This is a genomic window from Hyalangium minutum, assembly GCF_000737315.1.
GTDB lineage: Bacteria > Myxococcota > Myxococcia > Myxococcales > Myxococcaceae > Hyalangium > Hyalangium minutum.
Genome location: NZ_JMCB01000018.1, coordinates 35,104 through 50,754, shown reverse-complemented (window position 1 = coordinate 50,754; position 15,651 = coordinate 35,104). Strand labels below are relative to the sequence as shown.

The 15,651-nt window shown below is 66.4% G+C and carries 10 protein-coding genes; 7 read left to right on the top strand and 3 right to left on the bottom strand.

Going from position 1 to position 15,651, the window contains the following annotated elements; translation table 11 throughout:
- Nucleotides 1–264: 264 nt before the first annotated feature.
- Entirely contained in the window at nt 265–4,443 is a 4,179-nt protein-coding gene (locus DB31_RS34775) for a chemotaxis protein CheB (RefSeq protein WP_044196396.1), read from the top strand.
- A gap of 26 nt (nt 4,444–4,469) precedes the next feature.
- Here the strand turns inward: DB31_RS34775 and DB31_RS34770 are convergent, their stop codons facing one another.
- Nucleotides 4,470–6,596: a penicillin acylase family protein gene (locus DB31_RS34770; RefSeq protein WP_205628624.1), complete on the bottom strand. Its 2,127-nt coding sequence runs from the start codon at nt 6,594–6,596 to the stop codon at nt 4,470–4,472.
- A 446-nt stretch (nt 6,597–7,042) separates the two neighbouring features.
- Here DB31_RS34770 and DB31_RS34765 point away from each other — a divergent pair, with 446 nt between their 5' ends.
- The 3 genes from DB31_RS34765 to DB31_RS34755 all read left to right on the top strand — a co-directional run bounded on the left by DB31_RS34765 (nt 7,043) and on the right by DB31_RS34755 (nt 9,246).
- Complete coding sequence (locus tag DB31_RS34765; RefSeq protein WP_157232317.1) at nt 7,043–7,900, top strand: 1,4-dihydroxy-2-naphthoate polyprenyltransferase; 858 nt, start codon at nt 7,043–7,045, stop codon at nt 7,898–7,900.
- Nucleotides 7,890–8,660, top strand: a complete 771-nt coding sequence (locus DB31_RS34760; RefSeq protein ID WP_169787139.1) for a class I SAM-dependent methyltransferase — start codon at nt 7,890–7,892, stop codon at nt 8,658–8,660. The genes DB31_RS34765 and DB31_RS34760 overlap by 11 nt, the downstream gene beginning before the upstream one ends.
- Nucleotides 8,661–8,730: 70 nt before the next feature.
- Nucleotides 8,731–9,246 (top strand): peptidylprolyl isomerase, encoded by a 516-nt coding sequence (locus tag DB31_RS34755; protein WP_044196140.1) that lies wholly within the window; start codon nt 8,731–8,733, stop codon nt 9,244–9,246.
- A gap of 98 nt (nt 9,247–9,344) precedes the next feature.
- On the opposite strand, the gene DB31_RS34750 is transcribed toward DB31_RS34755, so the two are convergent.
- Nucleotides 9,345–9,584 (bottom strand): hypothetical protein, encoded by a 240-nt coding sequence (locus DB31_RS34750; protein ID WP_240487019.1) that lies wholly within the window; start codon nt 9,582–9,584, stop codon nt 9,345–9,347.
- Nucleotides 9,585–10,138: 554 nt separating this feature from the next.
- On the opposite strand from DB31_RS34750, the gene DB31_RS34745 reads away from it, so the two are divergent.
- From DB31_RS34745 to DB31_RS34735, 3 genes are all read left to right on the top strand, one after another.
- Nucleotides 10,139–11,380: a cytochrome P450 gene (locus tag DB31_RS34745; protein ID WP_044196136.1), complete on the top strand. Its 1,242-nt coding sequence runs from the start codon at nt 10,139–10,141 to the stop codon at nt 11,378–11,380.
- Nucleotides 11,381–11,723: 343 nt separating this feature from the next.
- The gene (locus tag DB31_RS34740) at nt 11,724–14,375 is read left to right on the top strand and encodes a fibronectin type III domain-containing protein (protein ID WP_044196135.1); all 2,652 of its coding nucleotides are present in this window, start codon (nt 11,724–11,726) and stop codon (nt 14,373–14,375) included.
- A gap of 134 nt (nt 14,376–14,509) precedes the next feature.
- The gene (locus tag DB31_RS34735; RefSeq protein WP_044196133.1) at nt 14,510–15,082 is read left to right on the top strand and encodes a TetR/AcrR family transcriptional regulator; all 573 of its coding nucleotides are present in this window, start codon (nt 14,510–14,512) and stop codon (nt 15,080–15,082) included.
- 22 nt (nt 15,083–15,104) lie between these two features.
- On the opposite strand, the gene DB31_RS34730 is transcribed toward DB31_RS34735, so the two are convergent.
- Nucleotides 15,105–15,539 (bottom strand): tautomerase family protein, encoded by a 435-nt coding sequence (locus tag DB31_RS34730; RefSeq protein WP_044196392.1) that lies wholly within the window; start codon nt 15,537–15,539, stop codon nt 15,105–15,107.
- Nucleotides 15,540–15,651: the final 112 nt, after the last annotated feature.

The following is a 15,651-nucleotide window of genomic DNA, read 5'->3' as shown; positions in this document are numbered from 1 at the left end:
CTTCCATCGCATTGACTCCCCATGCCATGAGGGCCCATACCGTTGAGACGTTCTGGCACAGAAGCACTGCTGAGACCTCGGGCTCACAAGCGCCGGAGGGAACGCGTCTGTGAAAAGGCCGACGGAGAACGGGGGGCTTCAGTGAAGAAGCAGCCGAGCAAGGCCAGGTTTGCCAAGACCCGGCGACACGCCTCTTCATCCCGAGCAGCGCCCAAGCGGCCCGCCGCTCCGCCTCCCAAGCGTGCGCCCAGTCCATCCTTTCCGGTGGTGGGAATTGGTGCGTCCGCGGGAGGGCTCGAGGCGTTCACCCAGCTCCTCTCGCTGCTGCCGCCCGACACCGGGATGGCCTTCGTCTTTATCCAACACCTGTCCCCCACGTACACCAGCTTCCTGAGCGAGTCCCTGTCCAAGGCGACCCAGATGCCGGTCACCCAGGCCGAGAATGGGATGCGCGTGAAACCCAACCACGTCTACGTCATCCCGCCGGACGCGGACATGGAGATCACGGACGACGTGCTCAGCCTGCGGGCGCGAGGAAACGAGGCGCACAAGCTGCACCTGCCGGTCGACACCTTCCTGCGCTCCCTCGCCGCTGCGCGCGGCAGCCACGCGATCGGCGTGATCCTCTCGGGCACTGCCTCGGATGGCACCGAAGGGCTCAGGGCCATCAAGGAGGAGAGCGGCATCACGCTCGTGCAGGAGCCGCGGTCAGCGAAGTTCGGAGGGATGCCTCAGAGCGCCGTCCAGGCCCGAGTCGTGGACTCCTGCCTGGCGCTGCCGCAGATCGCCGAGGAGCTCGTGCGGCTGAGCCGTCACTCCTATACCACTACCGCCGAGGCGGAGTGGCCCCGGCACGCCCCGGATGACGAGATGCTCCAGCGGCTCTTCTCCCTGGTGCGCAGCGCCGTCGGGATCGACTTCAGCGAATACAAGTCGGCCACTTTCGAGCGGCGGCTCGCCCGCCGGATGGCGCTGCGCCGCATGGAGAACCTGCAGGACTACGTGAAGTTCCTCGAGCAGGCCCCCGACGAAGCTGTGGCCCTCTACGAGGACGTCCTCATTCACGTCACCTCTTTCTTCCGGGATCCGGAGGCCTTTGAGGCGCTGAAGAAACATGTCTTCCCGGTGCTCCTCAAGCACGCGCCAGAGGGAGCGCCCCTCCGGCTGTGGGCGGCGGGGTGCTCCACCGGGGAAGAGGTTTACTCGCTCGCCATCTCCCTCCTGGAGTTCCTGGGAGACGTGCGGCGCTCGGGTCCGATCCAGATCTTCGGCTCGGACATCAGCGCGCAGGCCATCGAGAAGGCCCGCGCCGGGCTCTACCCGGACAGCGCCTTGAAAGACGTGAGCCAAGAGCGGAAGACGCGCTTCTTCACGCAGGTCGAGGGCGGCTATCGAATCTCCAAGGCCGTGCGCGAGCTGTGCATCTTTGTCCGGCATGACCTGGCCCGCGACCCGCCCTTCTCCAAGCTGGATCTGGTGACCTGCCGCAACGTCCTCATCTACTTCACCCCCGAGCTCCAGAAGAGGGTGCTGGCCACCTTCCACTACTGCCTGAACGACCCAGGCTTCCTCCTGCTCGGGCGCACAGAGAGCATCTCGGGGTTCAGCCAGCTCTTCATCCCGGTGAACAAGGCCCAGAAGCTCCTCGCGCGATCGGCGGGTCCCAGCAAGCTCCGGTTCACACGAGGCTCCGTGTTTCAGCCCCCCGAGAAGCCGGTGAGCGGCCACGCCTCCATGGAGCACGCCGGCTCCCCTCCCGATGCGGCGAGGCGGATTGATCGCCTCCTCTTGAGCCGGTATGCGCCGCCCGGAGTCGTCGTCAACGACAAGCTGGAGATCGTCCAGTTTCGCGGGCACACCGGTCCCTACCTCGAGCCCGCGCCGGGAGAGCCCCAGTTCAACATCCTCAAGATGGCGCGTGAAGGACTGCTCTCCCCCCTGCGCGTGGCGCTCGCCCAGGCGCGGAAGAAGAGCGCCCCCACCCGGATGGAAGGGGTGCAGGTGGGCCAGAATGGCTCCACGCACCTGTGTGACATCGTCGTGGTCCCCGTCGCGGGGCTCCCCGAGGAGAAGGAGCGCCTCTATGTGGTGATGTTCGAAGAGGTGGCCCTGCCCGGGAAGCGGGGGAAAAAGCCCGTCCATCAGGAGACCGCCAGGCCGGCGAAGGGGAAGGAGGCCCACCGCGTCCCCGCGATGAAGCTCGAGCTGGCCGCCACGAAGGACTACCTCCAGTCCCTGCTCGAGGAGCATGGGCGCACCAACGACGCGCTCGCCTCCGCCAACGAGGAGCTCATCTCGAGCAATGAAGAGCTCCAGAGCCTCAACGAGGAACTCGAGACGGCAAAGGAGGAGCTCCAGTCCACCAACGAGGAGTTGACCACGGTCAACGACGAGCTCCACAGCCGCAACCAGGAGCTGAACCTGGCCAACAGCGATCTCGTCAACGTCCTCAACACCGTCGACATCCCGATCCTCATCCTGGATCTCGAGCAGCGGATCCGGCGCTTCACGCCGAAGGCGCGCAGTATCATGAACGTCCTGCCCTCCGACGTGGGACGGCCGCTCAAAGACATCACGCTGAACATCGACGTGCCGGACCTGGGCTCACAAGTCGTCGAGGTGATAGAGACGGCCACGGTGCGGGAGCGCGAGGTCCAGGACCGCGCCGGCCATTGGTACCGGATGCACCTGCGACCCTACAAGACGACCGAGAACCGGATCGACGGCGCCATCCTGTCGCTCGTCGACATCGACGCGCTCAAGAGCCAGGTCAGCCAGGTGGAGTGGGCGCGCGACTACGCCACAGGCATCGTGGAGGCCGTGCAGGTGCCGCTCATGGTCCTCGACGCGGACCTGCGTGTCCTCTCGGCGAACAAGGCCTTCTACCAGGCCTACAAGGCCTCGGCGGCCGAGACCGTGACGAGGAGCCTCTTCGAGCTGAGTGGGGGCGCCTGGGATGTGCCAGAGCTGCGGGCCTCGCTGGGGCAGATGCTCGCCAAGAACACGCTCCTGGAGGGCCTGGAGCTCGAGCACGTCTTCCCCCACGTGGGGAGGAGGAGGATGGCGCTCTCCGCGCGCTCCGTCCATTCACGCACCGGCATGCCCATGCTCCTGCTCGCCATCGAGGACATCACCGAGCGCAAGCAGCGGGAGCTCGAGCGCGCGGAGCTGCTCGCCCAGGCGCAGCAGGCGAAGGAGGAGGCCGAGCGGGCCAACCGCGCGAAGGACCAGTTCCTGGCCACCCTGTCCCACGAGCTGCGCACCCCGCTCTCCACCATGCTGATGCAGGCGCAGCTCTTGCGCCGCGGCGCGATGGACGACGCCAGGCTCAAGCGCGCGGGCGAGACGATCGAGCGGAGCACGAAGATGCAGGTGCAGCTCATTGATGATCTGCTCGACGTCTCGCGCATCGTCACCGGCAAGCTCCTGATGCAGCTCCAGCCGATCCACCTGCACACGGTGGTCCAGGCTGCGCTCGAGAGCGTGAGCGCGCAGGCCGACAAGAAGTCGATCACGTTCGAGGTCGCCCTGGATGAGTCGCTGGGGCTGATCTCAGGCGATCCGACGCGGCTGCAGCAGGTCGTGTGGAACCTGCTCACCAACGCCATCAAGTTCTCCCCCGCTGGCCAGCGGGTGACCGTGGTGCTCGAGCCCATGGACGGGCATGCCCGGCTCCGGGTGAGCGACAGAGGGGCCGGGATCGAGGCCGAGGCCCTACAGCGCGTCTTCGACCGGTTCATGCAGGAGGACAGCTCGAACACCCGGGTGTTCGGCGGGCTTGGCCTGGGGCTGGCGATCGTCCGCCACCTGGTGGAGCTCCACGGCGGGACCGTGCACGCGGAGAGTCCCGGCAAGGGCCAGGGAGCGACCTTCACGGTCATCCTGCCTCTCATGCCTGTCAGCAGGGAGCAGGCCGGCCCGGTGAGCCCTGCCGGTTCAGAGCACACTCAAGCCCACCCCCAGCCCCAGAGCGCTGGAGCCTCCTTGCAGCTCAGGGGCCTGCGGATCCTCGTGGTGGATGACGATCCCGAAACACGCGAGACCGCGACGGAGCTGCTGAGGCTGGCGGGCGCGGAGGTCCGGACGGCGGAGTCAGCGGAGACGGCGCTGGCGCTCTTCGAGGACTTCAGGCCGGGAGTCCTCCTGAGCGACATCGCGATGCCCGGACAGGACGGCAACACGCTCATCCGCAAAGTGAGGGCCCTCGGTCCCAAACGAGGGGGAGACATCCCGGCGATAGCCCTCACAGCGCTCGTCAGCGACGCAGACCGTCGAGCGGCGCTCGGCGCTGGATTCCAGCGGCACCTGGCCAAGCCCATCGACATCGATCGCCTCGTGGAGGCCGTGGCGGAGACCTGGACAGGTGCGGCTCCGTCCAAGGAAGGGGCCGCGAGCGCCCCCTTGAGCACAGTGGACAAGGGGCACCCGCGCTCTGGCCTGTAGCTCAGGCAGAGCGCTCCTTCAGTGGGTTACGGCCGGTAGCTTCTCTCCGCATGCGCCTCGAGCTCCGCCGGATCGAACCACACCGGCTTGAACTGGTGCTGCACGAAGAGCTGCGCCTGATCGGTATAATGTGGTGAATCCGGCCGCGTGCTGGCCGACCCGAACGGCTGGACCGATTCCGAGTGCACCCGGCCCGCTTTGTCCCACGTCATGAACAGGATGAAGCTGTCGCCGTGGCGGATCGCGAGGCGGCCGTCAGACGCCTCGTCGTAGCTGGTCGCGGCGCGGAGCGAATCCGGACCGCCATCCAAAGGCAAGTCGACCTTGCCCTGGCGCAGGCGGATCAGCTCGCCGAGCGGCACGTCGAGCTTGCCGAAATGCTTCCGCAGATAGCCCGCCGCCTCGGCCATCACCGCGCGCGGATCGGGCTGGGGTTTCCGCTCGTAATGGAAGCGATGGGGCGAGCGCAGGATCGAGAAAGCGAGCGAGTCCGCGGGCCCCTTGCCGTCCCAGTTCCAGTCCCACTGGGAGAGCAGCGCGCGCGCTTCCGCGATCCGCTCGTCGCCCTGAGGATCGACCGAGAGCAGCTCTTTGAACCACGCCTCCAGATAACCGCCCTTGGCGACGCCGGTATCGAATTTGATCCGCTTCAAGTCCTCCTCGGAGATCAATGGCACGGCGCTCATCAACTCCAGCGCGCGGTCACCACGGTTGGTGGTGTCCGTCTCGACGCCGAGCAAGGGCGGCTGAGGCGGGATTTCCGATCCCAGCCCCGCTGCCTGATACGGAGAGTTGTTGCCGTTGATCAGGATGCCCGAGGCCGGATTCACATTGCGCGGGACGCTGCTCCACGGAACGGTGCCCGGGGCATAAGCGCTCGAGGTGTCTCCCGGCAGCACCTTCGAATAGTCGAAGCCCGGCTTCCGGTTGGGGAAGCTGGCATTGTAGAAAAAGGCGATGTTTCCGGCGGCGTCGCCATAGAGAAAGTTGGTACCGGGAATGCCCTGCATCGCCAGCGCCGCCTGCCATTGGGTGAAATCGGGGGCTCGGTTGAGCCGGTAATACTCCTCGACCATCTTGAGCTGGTCGCCGCCGCCATAGCGGATTGCATAGCTGCCGCTCGTGTTGACGATCACCGGCCCCTGCACCGCGCGATAGACCGTCTTGGGCACCGGCAACACGACCGGTCCCCAGAGCTTGACCGGCAGCCAGACGCGCTGCTTCTCCAAAGGCCGCCACTGGCCGTCATAGCGATAACGGCCGCCATCGGTGACGAGCTGGTAAACGTCGATCAAGTCGGGGCGGTTGACGGTGTTGGTCCAGCCGAGCGTCTTGTTGTGCCCCAGCAGCGGGTAGGGCGCGCCGGGGAGGAGCGCGCCCGCGAAATCCCAGCCGGTCTGCGAATGGACGACGAGCTCGTACCACGCCGCGCCGCCGCGCCAGGGCTGGTGCGAATTGGAGACGAGGCGGGTGAAGCCGTCCGCCGAGCGCTGGGGCGCGACGACGAAGGCGTTGGAGCCGGCCTGGTCCGGTTCGGACCCCAGCGGCGTGACAGCAGGCGCTTCGGGCAGCGAGCCGGCGCGTTCGATGGGCAGCGGCTTGTCGCCGGCGAGCGAACCGAGCACGCCCTCCAGCCCGAAGAAGAAGGGCGAGCGGACGACGAAACCGGTCGCGACATCCTCGCCATTGACCGGGAACAGCCTGGACAGCCGCACTTCGCCCGGATGCGTCTCGGCATAGCGATTGAGGCCCGAAGCGTAGCCATCGAGCAACGCGCGAACGTCGGCGGGCTGCTGCAGGTAATCGCGCGTGACCGTGGCGCGGGCGCCAAGAAGGTGGACGACGAAATCGGTCTTGGCTCCGTCCGGACCCTTGAGCGCGCCGAGCCGGCCGCGGGTCATCGCCAGCACTTCCTGCAGCGTCGAGAAATCATCCTCGGCATGGGCATACCCAATGCCATAGGCAACGTCGGGATCGGTCTTGCCGAAGATGTGCGGCACGCCGAAAGTGTCGCGGGTGATCGTCACGTCGTAGGAGCGCGCGGGCGGCGGGGCGGCGCGGGCGGCGAGCAACGGCTCCCAGGTGGCGAGCCCGAGCGCGGCAGCCACGAGCAGCATGCCCAGCCCGATCAGGACTCTCCGAACGATCCGCATTCCCGCCTCTCTCCAGCAGCCGCTGGAAATCGCGGCCTTCTCGAGGGGCTTAGCACGCTCCGGCCGCGTCACCGGACGGTAGACAGGTGTCACTGCGATCACCACAGGCACTCACCCGTGCGGAGGTCGCCCTGCTCCCCCCGCGGGTCCTCAGGTGCTGCTCGGGCGGGAAGGGGGCGGAGGTCGTTCGGGCATCTGGGCTCGGCGTTGTCCTTGACGCGCTTGGGGTGGAGCAAGTCCCTCAGAGTGCCGCCCCAGGCGAACGGCGGAGCCAACTCCGAGGCCTTCAGCGGCCACTTCACCCATTGTCCGGGTGGAGTTTGCTGGCCGGGCGAGCGCCGTGGTAGTGCCTGTGACAGTCCAAAGCGGTGCGTTCCGAGGAGGGACAAGTGGACTCGCCCGGTTTAGTCGTCAAGGTTCCCGCCGCATCTCCTGGCGTGTGGCTCATGGCGGCACGCCCGAAGACGCTGATCTCGGGCACCGTCCCCTTCCTCGTAGCGACGGCGCTGGCGCATCGGCACGGGGTAAGCAACCTCCTGCCCGCGGTGCTCACCTTCGTCTGCGCGATGCTCATCCAGGTGGGCATCAACCTGGCCAATGACTACTACGACTTCGTGAGGGGCGCGGACACGGCCGAGCGCCTGGGGCCTCCGCGGGTGACGGCGAACGGGCTCATCTCCCCGGGCCAGGTGCGGGCCGGAGCGTGGGGGTGCTTTGGGTTGGCCTTGGCTTTGAGCGGCGGGCTGTCGGTGTGGGGCGGTTGGACGGTGGTGGCGCTCGCCGCGGTGTCCGTGCTGATCGGCTTCGCGTACACCGGAGGTCCCTTTCCGCTCGGCTATCACGGGCTGGGAGACGTGTTCGTCTTCCTCCTCTTCGGCTTCACCTGGGTCGCCTGGGGCTATTACGGCCAGACCGGCATGCTCGAGGAGACCGTGTGGTGGGCCGCCATCCCCGTGGGAGCCAGCGCCACGGCGCTGCTGGTGGTCAACAACCTGCGGGATATCGGCACGGATGAGAAGGCGGGGAAGCGGACGCTGGCGGTCCGCTTCGGGGCTCGGATGGCGAGGGCCCAGTACACCGCCTTGGTGGCGCTCACGCTCGTGTCCCCGGTGGTGATGTGGGTGCTGGGCCTGGCGGGTCCTTGGGTCCTCCTGGCGCTGCTCAGCCTGCCGGTGGCCTTTCGCCCGCTGCGGTTGATGCTCACCCGCTCCGGCGCTGAGCTCAACGCCGCCTTGGGCGCCACCGCCCGGTTTCAGCTCGTCTTCGGAGTCCTCTTCTCGCTGGGGTTGGTGGTTGGCTCATAAGCCCGCGTTGCTCAGGACCTTCCTTCATACCCACCCTGACGTCTGGGACCAGGTCTTCCAGCTGGATCCGCGGCGTGCGGGCTTCGTCGCGCGGCTGCTGGCGTCCACGGGGCCCACGCTGCTCGACGTGGGATGCGCCACTGGGGTGCTGTGTGGCGAGCTGGCGGCGCGTGGCTTCCAGTCCACGGGGGTGGATCTCACCCCGGCCTTCATCCAGGCCGCACGGCGGAAGTATTCCCAGGTTCCCTTCCACGTGGGGGACATGCGCCGGCTGCGGCTGCGCGCGTCGTTTCACGTGCTGACGTGCCTGGGCACCACTTTCCTCTACAACGTCCGCAACGAGGACCTCACCGCCACCCTGGCGAGCTTCCACCGTGCCCTCCGCCCGGGAGGGGTGCTCCTCATCGACGTCGTCAACGCGATGGCCTTCATCCAGGCGCGTCCCTTCCGGAGCACCTCCGAGCACCGGTTCCTCCTGGGCAACGTCCAGGCCACGGCGACCCTGGAGCACACCGTCCTCGAGGAGACGCAGTGCTTCACGGAGCAGGTGACCTGGCGGGTGGAGGGGCGCCGCCCCCGGAGAGATCCCCGCTCCACCTTCCGGATGCTCTTTCCGCAAGAGGCGAGGCACTTCCTCGAGGGCGCAGGCTTCCAGGATGTGAAGATCCTCGGGGACTTCCGGCTCAGTGCGCGACGGTTGGAGGGGCCTCGCATGCTGCTCCTGGCCCGGAAGGGTGTTACGCAGCGCACGCGAGAGTGATAGTTGCTGCCCCCGCGACGGTCGTCTCTGGTACTTCCGTCCTTCGCCCCCTCAATAGGAGCAAGTGGATATGGCAAACACCAAGGTCTTCTTCGACATCTCGATTGGTTCTGAGCCTGCGGGCCGCATCGTCATTGAACTCTTCTCGGACGATGTTCCCAAGACGGCCGAGAACTTCCGCGCCCTGTGCACCGGCGAGAAGGGCATCGGCGAGCTGGGCAAGCCGCTGCACTACAAGGGCTCGGCCTTCCACCGCGTCATCCCGAACTTCATGTGCCAGGGCGGCGACTTCACCGCCGGCAATGGCACGGGCGGCGAGTCCATCTACGGCGAGAAGTTCGCGGACGAGAACTTCAAGCACAAGCACACCGCCCCGGGCTTCCTGTCCATGGCCAACGCGGGCCGCAACACCAACGGCTCGCAGTTCTTCCTCACCACCGTCGCGACGCCCTGGCTCGACGGCAAGCACGTCGTGTTCGGCAAGGTCGTCGAGGGCATGGACGTGGTGAAGAAGATCGAGGGTGTGGGCTCTCCGTCGGGCAGGACGTCGCAGCAGGTCAAGATCGAGGACAGCGGCCAGCTCTGAGACGGTCCAGCGCTGTCTGGACTTGCAGCAAAGAAAAGGGGCGCCCTCCTCGAGCTGAGAGGAGAGCGCCCCGACTCGCTCCCGAGGGAGCGCGGTGACTACTTGGTCTCGGCCGCGGTCTTCGGAGCGTCGGCCTTCTTGCCGTCCTTCTCGGCCTTGGCGGCCTCGGGCTTCGCCTCGCCCTTGGAGTCGGTCTTGGCCTCAGCCGCCGGAGCCGGCTTGGTCTCGGTCTTGGCGGGCTCGCTCGCGAAGGCGGTGGTGGCAACGAGGGCGATGGCGGCGATGAGCGTCTTCATGGTGGGTGTCTCCAGGTTGGGGGCTTCGGTTCGGCACGCCATGCGCCGAATCCATTGACAGACAAAGCAGCATCCGTGCCGCAGGGAAGTTCGCGAATTCAGGGCCTGTGGGTTCCCCGGCTGGGGAAATTCTCCTCAAAAGGAGGCCCGGGCTTGGTGAAACGCTCCCCACAGAGGCTTTATCTGACTTGAGGCGACACTCACGCTCAGGTGTGGGATTTGCCCACGTAGGGCGAGGCGCTCTCTGCGCTCCTCGCCCGGTGCCGTGAGCCTCAGCGGCGCTCGACGCCTGCTCGAACGTCTCGGGGTTGGCTCAGGTGATGAGGGGGAGGGATAGACCAGACCCCGCTGGACCCATGGCCAGAGCGCATGGCTGAGCGCGTTGCCTTGGCGGTTGGACAGAGACTTCGCGGACTGATTCTCTCGTGCCAGGGAAGACGGCAGACTCATGGAGGCCTCTCTTGATGGGCAAAAAGGGCCTGTCTGTCATTGAAAAAGCCCCCCTGAAGCCTTCTGTCAAGTAGTCAACAGACTGTCACGGCGTGGCAGCCCCAACCCGGCCAAGTGTGGCCTGCAAAAGTTCAATCCTTCTGTCCATGGCAAGCGAGATCACCCAGCAGTTCAACCCAATGGCACCCGAGCAGCTCGAGGACCCGTATCCGCTCTACGCGAGGATGCGGCGCGAGCTGCCGGTCTTTCACAGCTCCATGTTCGACCTGTGGGTGGTCAGCCGGTACTCGGACATCGCGGAGGTCGAAAAGGATCCCTCGCGCTTCTCGTCAGCTGGCGCGCTCGATGCCCGGAGCGAGCCACACCCCGAGGTTCTTCGGGTCCTCCAGCAGGGGTACGCCAAGTTCGTCTCGCTGGTTCAGAGTGACCCTCCGGACCACACCCGGACGCGAGCGGTGTTCGGCAAGGCCTTGAGCGCCCACCGCATCGCTGCGATGGAGCCCGAGATCCGCGCGACGGCGGACGCGCTCATCGACGGCTTCATCCAGGAGGGGAGGGCGGATCTGATCCAGCAGTTCGCCTATGCCCTGCCTGGCTATCTCATCTGTGATCTGCTGGGCGTGCCGCGCTCCGACATGGAGCAGCTCAAGCGCTGGTCGGATGAGAAGACCTTGCTGATGTCGGCCACGGCTCCCCTGGAGCAACAGGTGCAGGCCGCGCACGGCTTCATCGCGATGCAGCGCTACTTCATCGAGAAGCTCGAGGAGCGCAGCAAGAGCCCTCGCGAGGATCTGCTCACGCTCCTGGTGCCTCAGTCGATGGGCGGTTCCGCGCCGCTGAGCCACCAGGAGGCGGTCTGCAACGCCATGGACCTGATGGCCGCGGGCCACGAGACCACGACGGGCCTCATCGGCAACGGCATGGGGTTGCTGTTTCGGCACCCCGAGCAGTTCCAGGCGCTGCGGGTCGCTCCGGAGCTGCTGCCCAACGCCATTGAGGAGATGCTGCGCATGGAGGCGCCCATCGTGGGCTTCTTCCGGACGGTGACCACGGACACGCAGCTAGGAGGAGTCTCGATCCCGAAGGGCGCTCGGCTGTTCATCCTCTACGCGTCTGGGAATCGGGATGAGACCCAGTTCTCCGAGCCGGAGCGCTTCGACATCCACCGCGCCGATGCCAAGAAGCACCTGGCCTTCGGCAAGGGCATTCACTTCTGTGTCGGAGCCCCGCTGGCGAAGCTGGAGGGGCGGATCGCCTTCGAGCACTTGCTCCGGCGGCTGCCGAATCTCCGGCTGCACACGGATGAGGCCATCGTTCGCCGGCCGTACTTCATGCTGCGAGGATTCGAGCACCTGCCCATCACCTGGGATCTCTCCGCAGAGGGCTGATTCTCATCGGGGCAGATGGACCCGGTGCTCCAGGGGGGAGGAGCCGCGTCCACCACCGCCGCGAAGTCCATCCTGACGCGGTTGAGCCATGAAAGCGCTTGCGGCTAAAAGCACTTCCCTGAAAAAAGACGCAAAGCGTCATCATGACGCACTGCTGCAATCGCAGTGTTTTGTGCGACTGAAACAGCATTTTATGGCAGCGCTTTCAAAAAGTCCTTTACTCCCAGGATAAACTTCTTTTACATGTGTCTCCGGAAGTATCGGGTAAACCCCGTTCAGGGGTTGCTGTGTCTTGACGCAGTGCGAAACAAAGACACGCCACGGTGCTCCAGGAGACAATGAAATGCTCAAGAAGTTGGCATCCATGGTGTCAGCAGTAGCCACCGCGGGCCTCTGCGCGGTGATTCCGGGGGTCGCTAACGCGGTACCGGTCTCCCAGGCGAACACCACGATCTTCGGGCCCAATGTCTACGTGTTCGACACGAGCATGCCGGCTGCGGACGTCCAGGGCGTGGCCCGCAATATCTTCACGAGCATGGAGGCCGCCGAGTTCAGCAGCAACCGGTACGCGCTGCTCTTCAAGCCGGGCACGTACCCCATCGACTTCAACGTGGGCTTCTACACCCACGTGGCGGGCCTGGGGCAGAGCCCGGATGACGTGAACATCACCGGGGGCGTGACCGTTCCGGCCAACTGGATGGCCAACGCCAACGCGACGTGCAACTTCTGGCGCGCCTTCGAGAACTTCGCCATCACCCCGTCGAGCGGCACCACGCAGATTGCCGTCTCCCAGGCGGCCCCCCTGCGCCGCATGCACATCAAGGGCGGGCTGTGGCTGTTCCAGGTGGACTACAGCACCGGGGCCGGCGGCTGGGCCAGCGGCGGCTTCCTCGCGGACTCCGTGGTGGATGGCCAGGTGCTCCCCGGCTCGCAGCAGCAGTGGCTGTCGCGCAACAGCAAGTGGGGGAGCTGGGCCAACGCGGTGTGGAACATGGTCTTCGTGGGCTCCGTCAACGCGCCCGCGGACAGCTTCCCGGAGCCGCCCTACACGGTCATTCCCCAGACGCCGGTCATCCGGGAGAAGCCCTACCTCTACGTCACCAGCGCCGGTCAGTACGCCGTCTTCGTCCCGAGCCTGCAGACGAACACCCAGGGCCCGTCCTGGGGGGCCTCGCCCACGCCGGGCACGTCGGTTTCGATCGATCAGTTCTACATCGCGCAGCCGTCCACCGCGAGCGCCGCCAGCCTCAACGCCGCGCTGAGCGCCGGCAAGCACCTGCTGTTCACCCCTGGCATCTACCAGCTCAATGACACGCTGCGCGTCAACAACCCCAACACCATCATCCTCGGGCTCGGCCTTCCCTCCCTGATTCCCACCAGCGGCCAGCCGGCCATCTCGGTGGCGGACGTGGATGGCGTGAAGATCGGCGGCATGATCATCGAGGCCGGATCGATCAACTCTGCCTCCCTGCTGCAGGTGGGGCCCGCGGGCAGCTCGGCCAGCCACGCGTCCAACCCCACCTTCATCTATGACATCACGATCCGCACCGGTGGCCCGGTCGCGGGCAAGAACGACGTGGGCATCACGATCAACAGCCACAACGTTGTCGGCGACCAGCTCTGGCTGTGGCGCGCCGACCATGGCTCGGGCGCGGCCTGGAACAGCAACCCCACGAAGAGCGGCATTGTCGTCAACGGCAACAACGTCACCATCTACGGCCTGTTCAACGAGCACCACGAGCAGTACCAGACGGTGTGGAACGGCAACGGCGGCCGCGTCTACTTCTACCAGTCCGAGATTCCCTACGACGTCCCGAACCAGGGCTCGTGGATGAATGGGACGGTGAACGGGTACGCCTCGTACAAGGTCGCCAACTCCGTCACCACCCACGAGGCGTGGGGCGTGGGTGTGTACTCCTACTTCCGCGACGCGGCCGTGAAGCTGGAGAACGCGATCGAGGTGCCCAACTACCCGGGCATCAAGATGCACCACCTGACGACCATCTGGCTGAACGGCCAGGCTGGCAGTGAGATCACCCACATCATCAACGGGCTCGGCACCCGCGTGTACGCGGGCTCGCCCACCACGGCTCAGCGGCAGACCTGGACCGATTTCGTGGGCAGCGGGACGAATCCTCCGGCGGACACCCAGGCGCCGACGACTCCGGGCAGCCTGACGGCCACGGCGGTGTCCAGCAGCCAGATCAACCTGAGCTGGAGCGCCTCCTCGGACAACGTGGGCGTGACGGGCTATGACATCTACCGGGGTGGCTCGCTGATTGGCACCTCGGGGACGAATTCGTTCAGCAACACGGGGCTGACGGCCTCCACGACCTACAGCTACACGGTCCGGGCGCGCGATGCGGCCGGCAACGTCTCTGCGGCCAGCAACACCGCCAGCGCTACCACGCAGGCCGCGGCTGGCGACACCCAGGCCCCGAGCACTCCGGGCAACCTGACGGCCACGGCGGTCTCCAGCAGCCAGATCAACCTGAGCTGGAGCGCCTCCACCGACAACGTGGGCGTGACGGGCTACATCATCTACCGGGGCGGCACGCAGGTCGGCACCTCGACGACGACTTCGTTCAGCAACACGGGGCTGACGGCTTCCACGGCCTACAGCTACACGGTCAAGGCGCGCGACGCGGCCGGGAACCTCTCGGCGGCCAGCAACACCGCCAGCGCCACCACGCAGGCCTCCGGCGGCAGCGGCGGCACGGGCGCCGAGTGGACTTATGGCACGAGCAGCGCCAGCTCCACCCAGGCGCTCCTCTGGTTCGCGCCCACTGGCTTCACGGCCCAATACGTCATCGTGCACTACAGCACGCCGACGCTCGGTCAGCAGAACATCCAGATGACCTACAACAGCACCGCGGGCCGCTGGGAGTACACGGCGAGCGGCGTGAACTCGGGGAACGTGCTCACGTACTCGTTCACCTACAACAAGGCCGGCGCGCAGTACGACACGCCGAACTACACCTGGACCAAGCCTTGATCTCCTGAAGAGGTCTGGGCACTGGCGGCCCACTTCCCCGCGCGGCGTCGCGGTGGAGGTGGGCCGCTTCGTTTTTTGCGTTATCCTGAATGACGACCGTCATCCACATCAGGTGGGGACGTGGAGCCTCCCCCATGGGCCATTCCAAGGCAGAGAAGGACGAGACCCATGAGCGCATCGTGCGGGTGGCTGCCGCGCGGTTTCGGGAAGAGGGCGTCGATGGCCTCGGTGTGTCCGACCTGATGAAGGAAGCCGGGCTGACCCACGGCGGCTTCTACCGGCACTTCGATTCGCGCGAGGAACTGGTGGCTGAGGCCATCGAGCGTGCGCTGCAAGATGGGGGACGGGCCGTCACTGCGGTGGAGAACCTCAAGCACTCCGCCCTGGCCGCGCTGGTGGACGGCTACCTCAGCGAGGCGCACCGCGATGGGCTGGCGACGAGCTGTGCTGTCACGACGTTGGCGGGCGACGTGGCCCGCAGCAACGAGCGGGCACGCTCCGCCTATACGCGGCAGGTCAGCACGTACCTGGAGCTGCTCACCAAGCTGATCGCGAGCGACACACAACGGGCCAGGAGGACGAAGGCGATCGCCGCGTTGTCCACGCTGGTCGGTGCCGTCTCACTGGCCCGTGCGGTGAACGACGAGAAGCTCTCTCGGGAGATCCTCAGGTCCGCTGCCGACGAGCTGAAGGCCCACCTGGGCTGAGCGCGGTGGGTGGTGCTTCTGCTTACTGCGCGCCTCGCGCCTTGGCCGCCAGCGCGGCGAACTCTTCGCGTCCGTAGGCTGTACCCGCGATGCCCCAGCCCCCTTCCGCGGCTTCGGTGAGCAGCACCCAGGTGCGGCCAGCCTGAGCCGGGTCACCGGAGATCTTCGCGACGATCTCCGTCACCTCTTTGACGAGCTGCTTCTGGCCTTGGCGGGTCAACGCCGCCGGCGGGGTGATGACCTGGACACGCACGGTGCGAGCGGCGGCGGTGGCAGCCGTCTGAACCGTGGGGGGCGCCATCCGGTGGAGGTACACCGCCGTATTGTTCAGATGGAAGGGCCCCGGGGTGGCGACTCCCTCGGCGCGAAGAATCGCGAAGGTGAGCTCCTCGCCAAGCTGGCGCTCAGTGCCTGCCGGGAAAAGGTCTGCTGCTGCGTAGACGTCAATCATGGGCATGGGGGCCTCCGGACTGGAAACGACGGTGGGGGACGGCTGGCTCAAGTGGATGATGGTCATCATCCTGGCGAGTGAAGATGACGAACATCATCCTGCCTGTCAAGCGAGGGTG

Coding starts and splice junctions, on each gene's coding strand:
- DB31_RS34765 (WP_157232317.1), top strand. CDS start 7,043: ATGGCGGCACGCCCGAAGACGCTGATCTCGGGCACCGTCCCCTTCCTC.
- DB31_RS34730 (WP_044196392.1), bottom strand. CDS start 15,539: ATGCCCATGATTGACGTCTACGCAGCAGCAGACCTTTTCCCGGCAGGC.
- DB31_RS34740 (WP_044196135.1), top strand. CDS start 11,724: ATGCTCAAGAAGTTGGCATCCATGGTGTCAGCAGTAGCCACCGCGGGC.
- DB31_RS34735 (WP_044196133.1), top strand. CDS start 14,510: ATGGGCCATTCCAAGGCAGAGAAGGACGAGACCCATGAGCGCATCGTG.
- DB31_RS34770 (WP_205628624.1), bottom strand. CDS start 6,596: ATGCGGATCGTTCGGAGAGTCCTGATCGGGCTGGGCATGCTGCTCGTG.
- DB31_RS34755 (WP_044196140.1), top strand. CDS start 8,731: ATGGCAAACACCAAGGTCTTCTTCGACATCTCGATTGGTTCTGAGCCT.
- DB31_RS34750 (WP_240487019.1), bottom strand. CDS start 9,584: ATGGCGTGCCGAACCGAAGCCCCCAACCTGGAGACACCCACCATGAAG.
- DB31_RS34745 (WP_044196136.1), top strand. CDS start 10,139: ATGGCAAGCGAGATCACCCAGCAGTTCAACCCAATGGCACCCGAGCAG.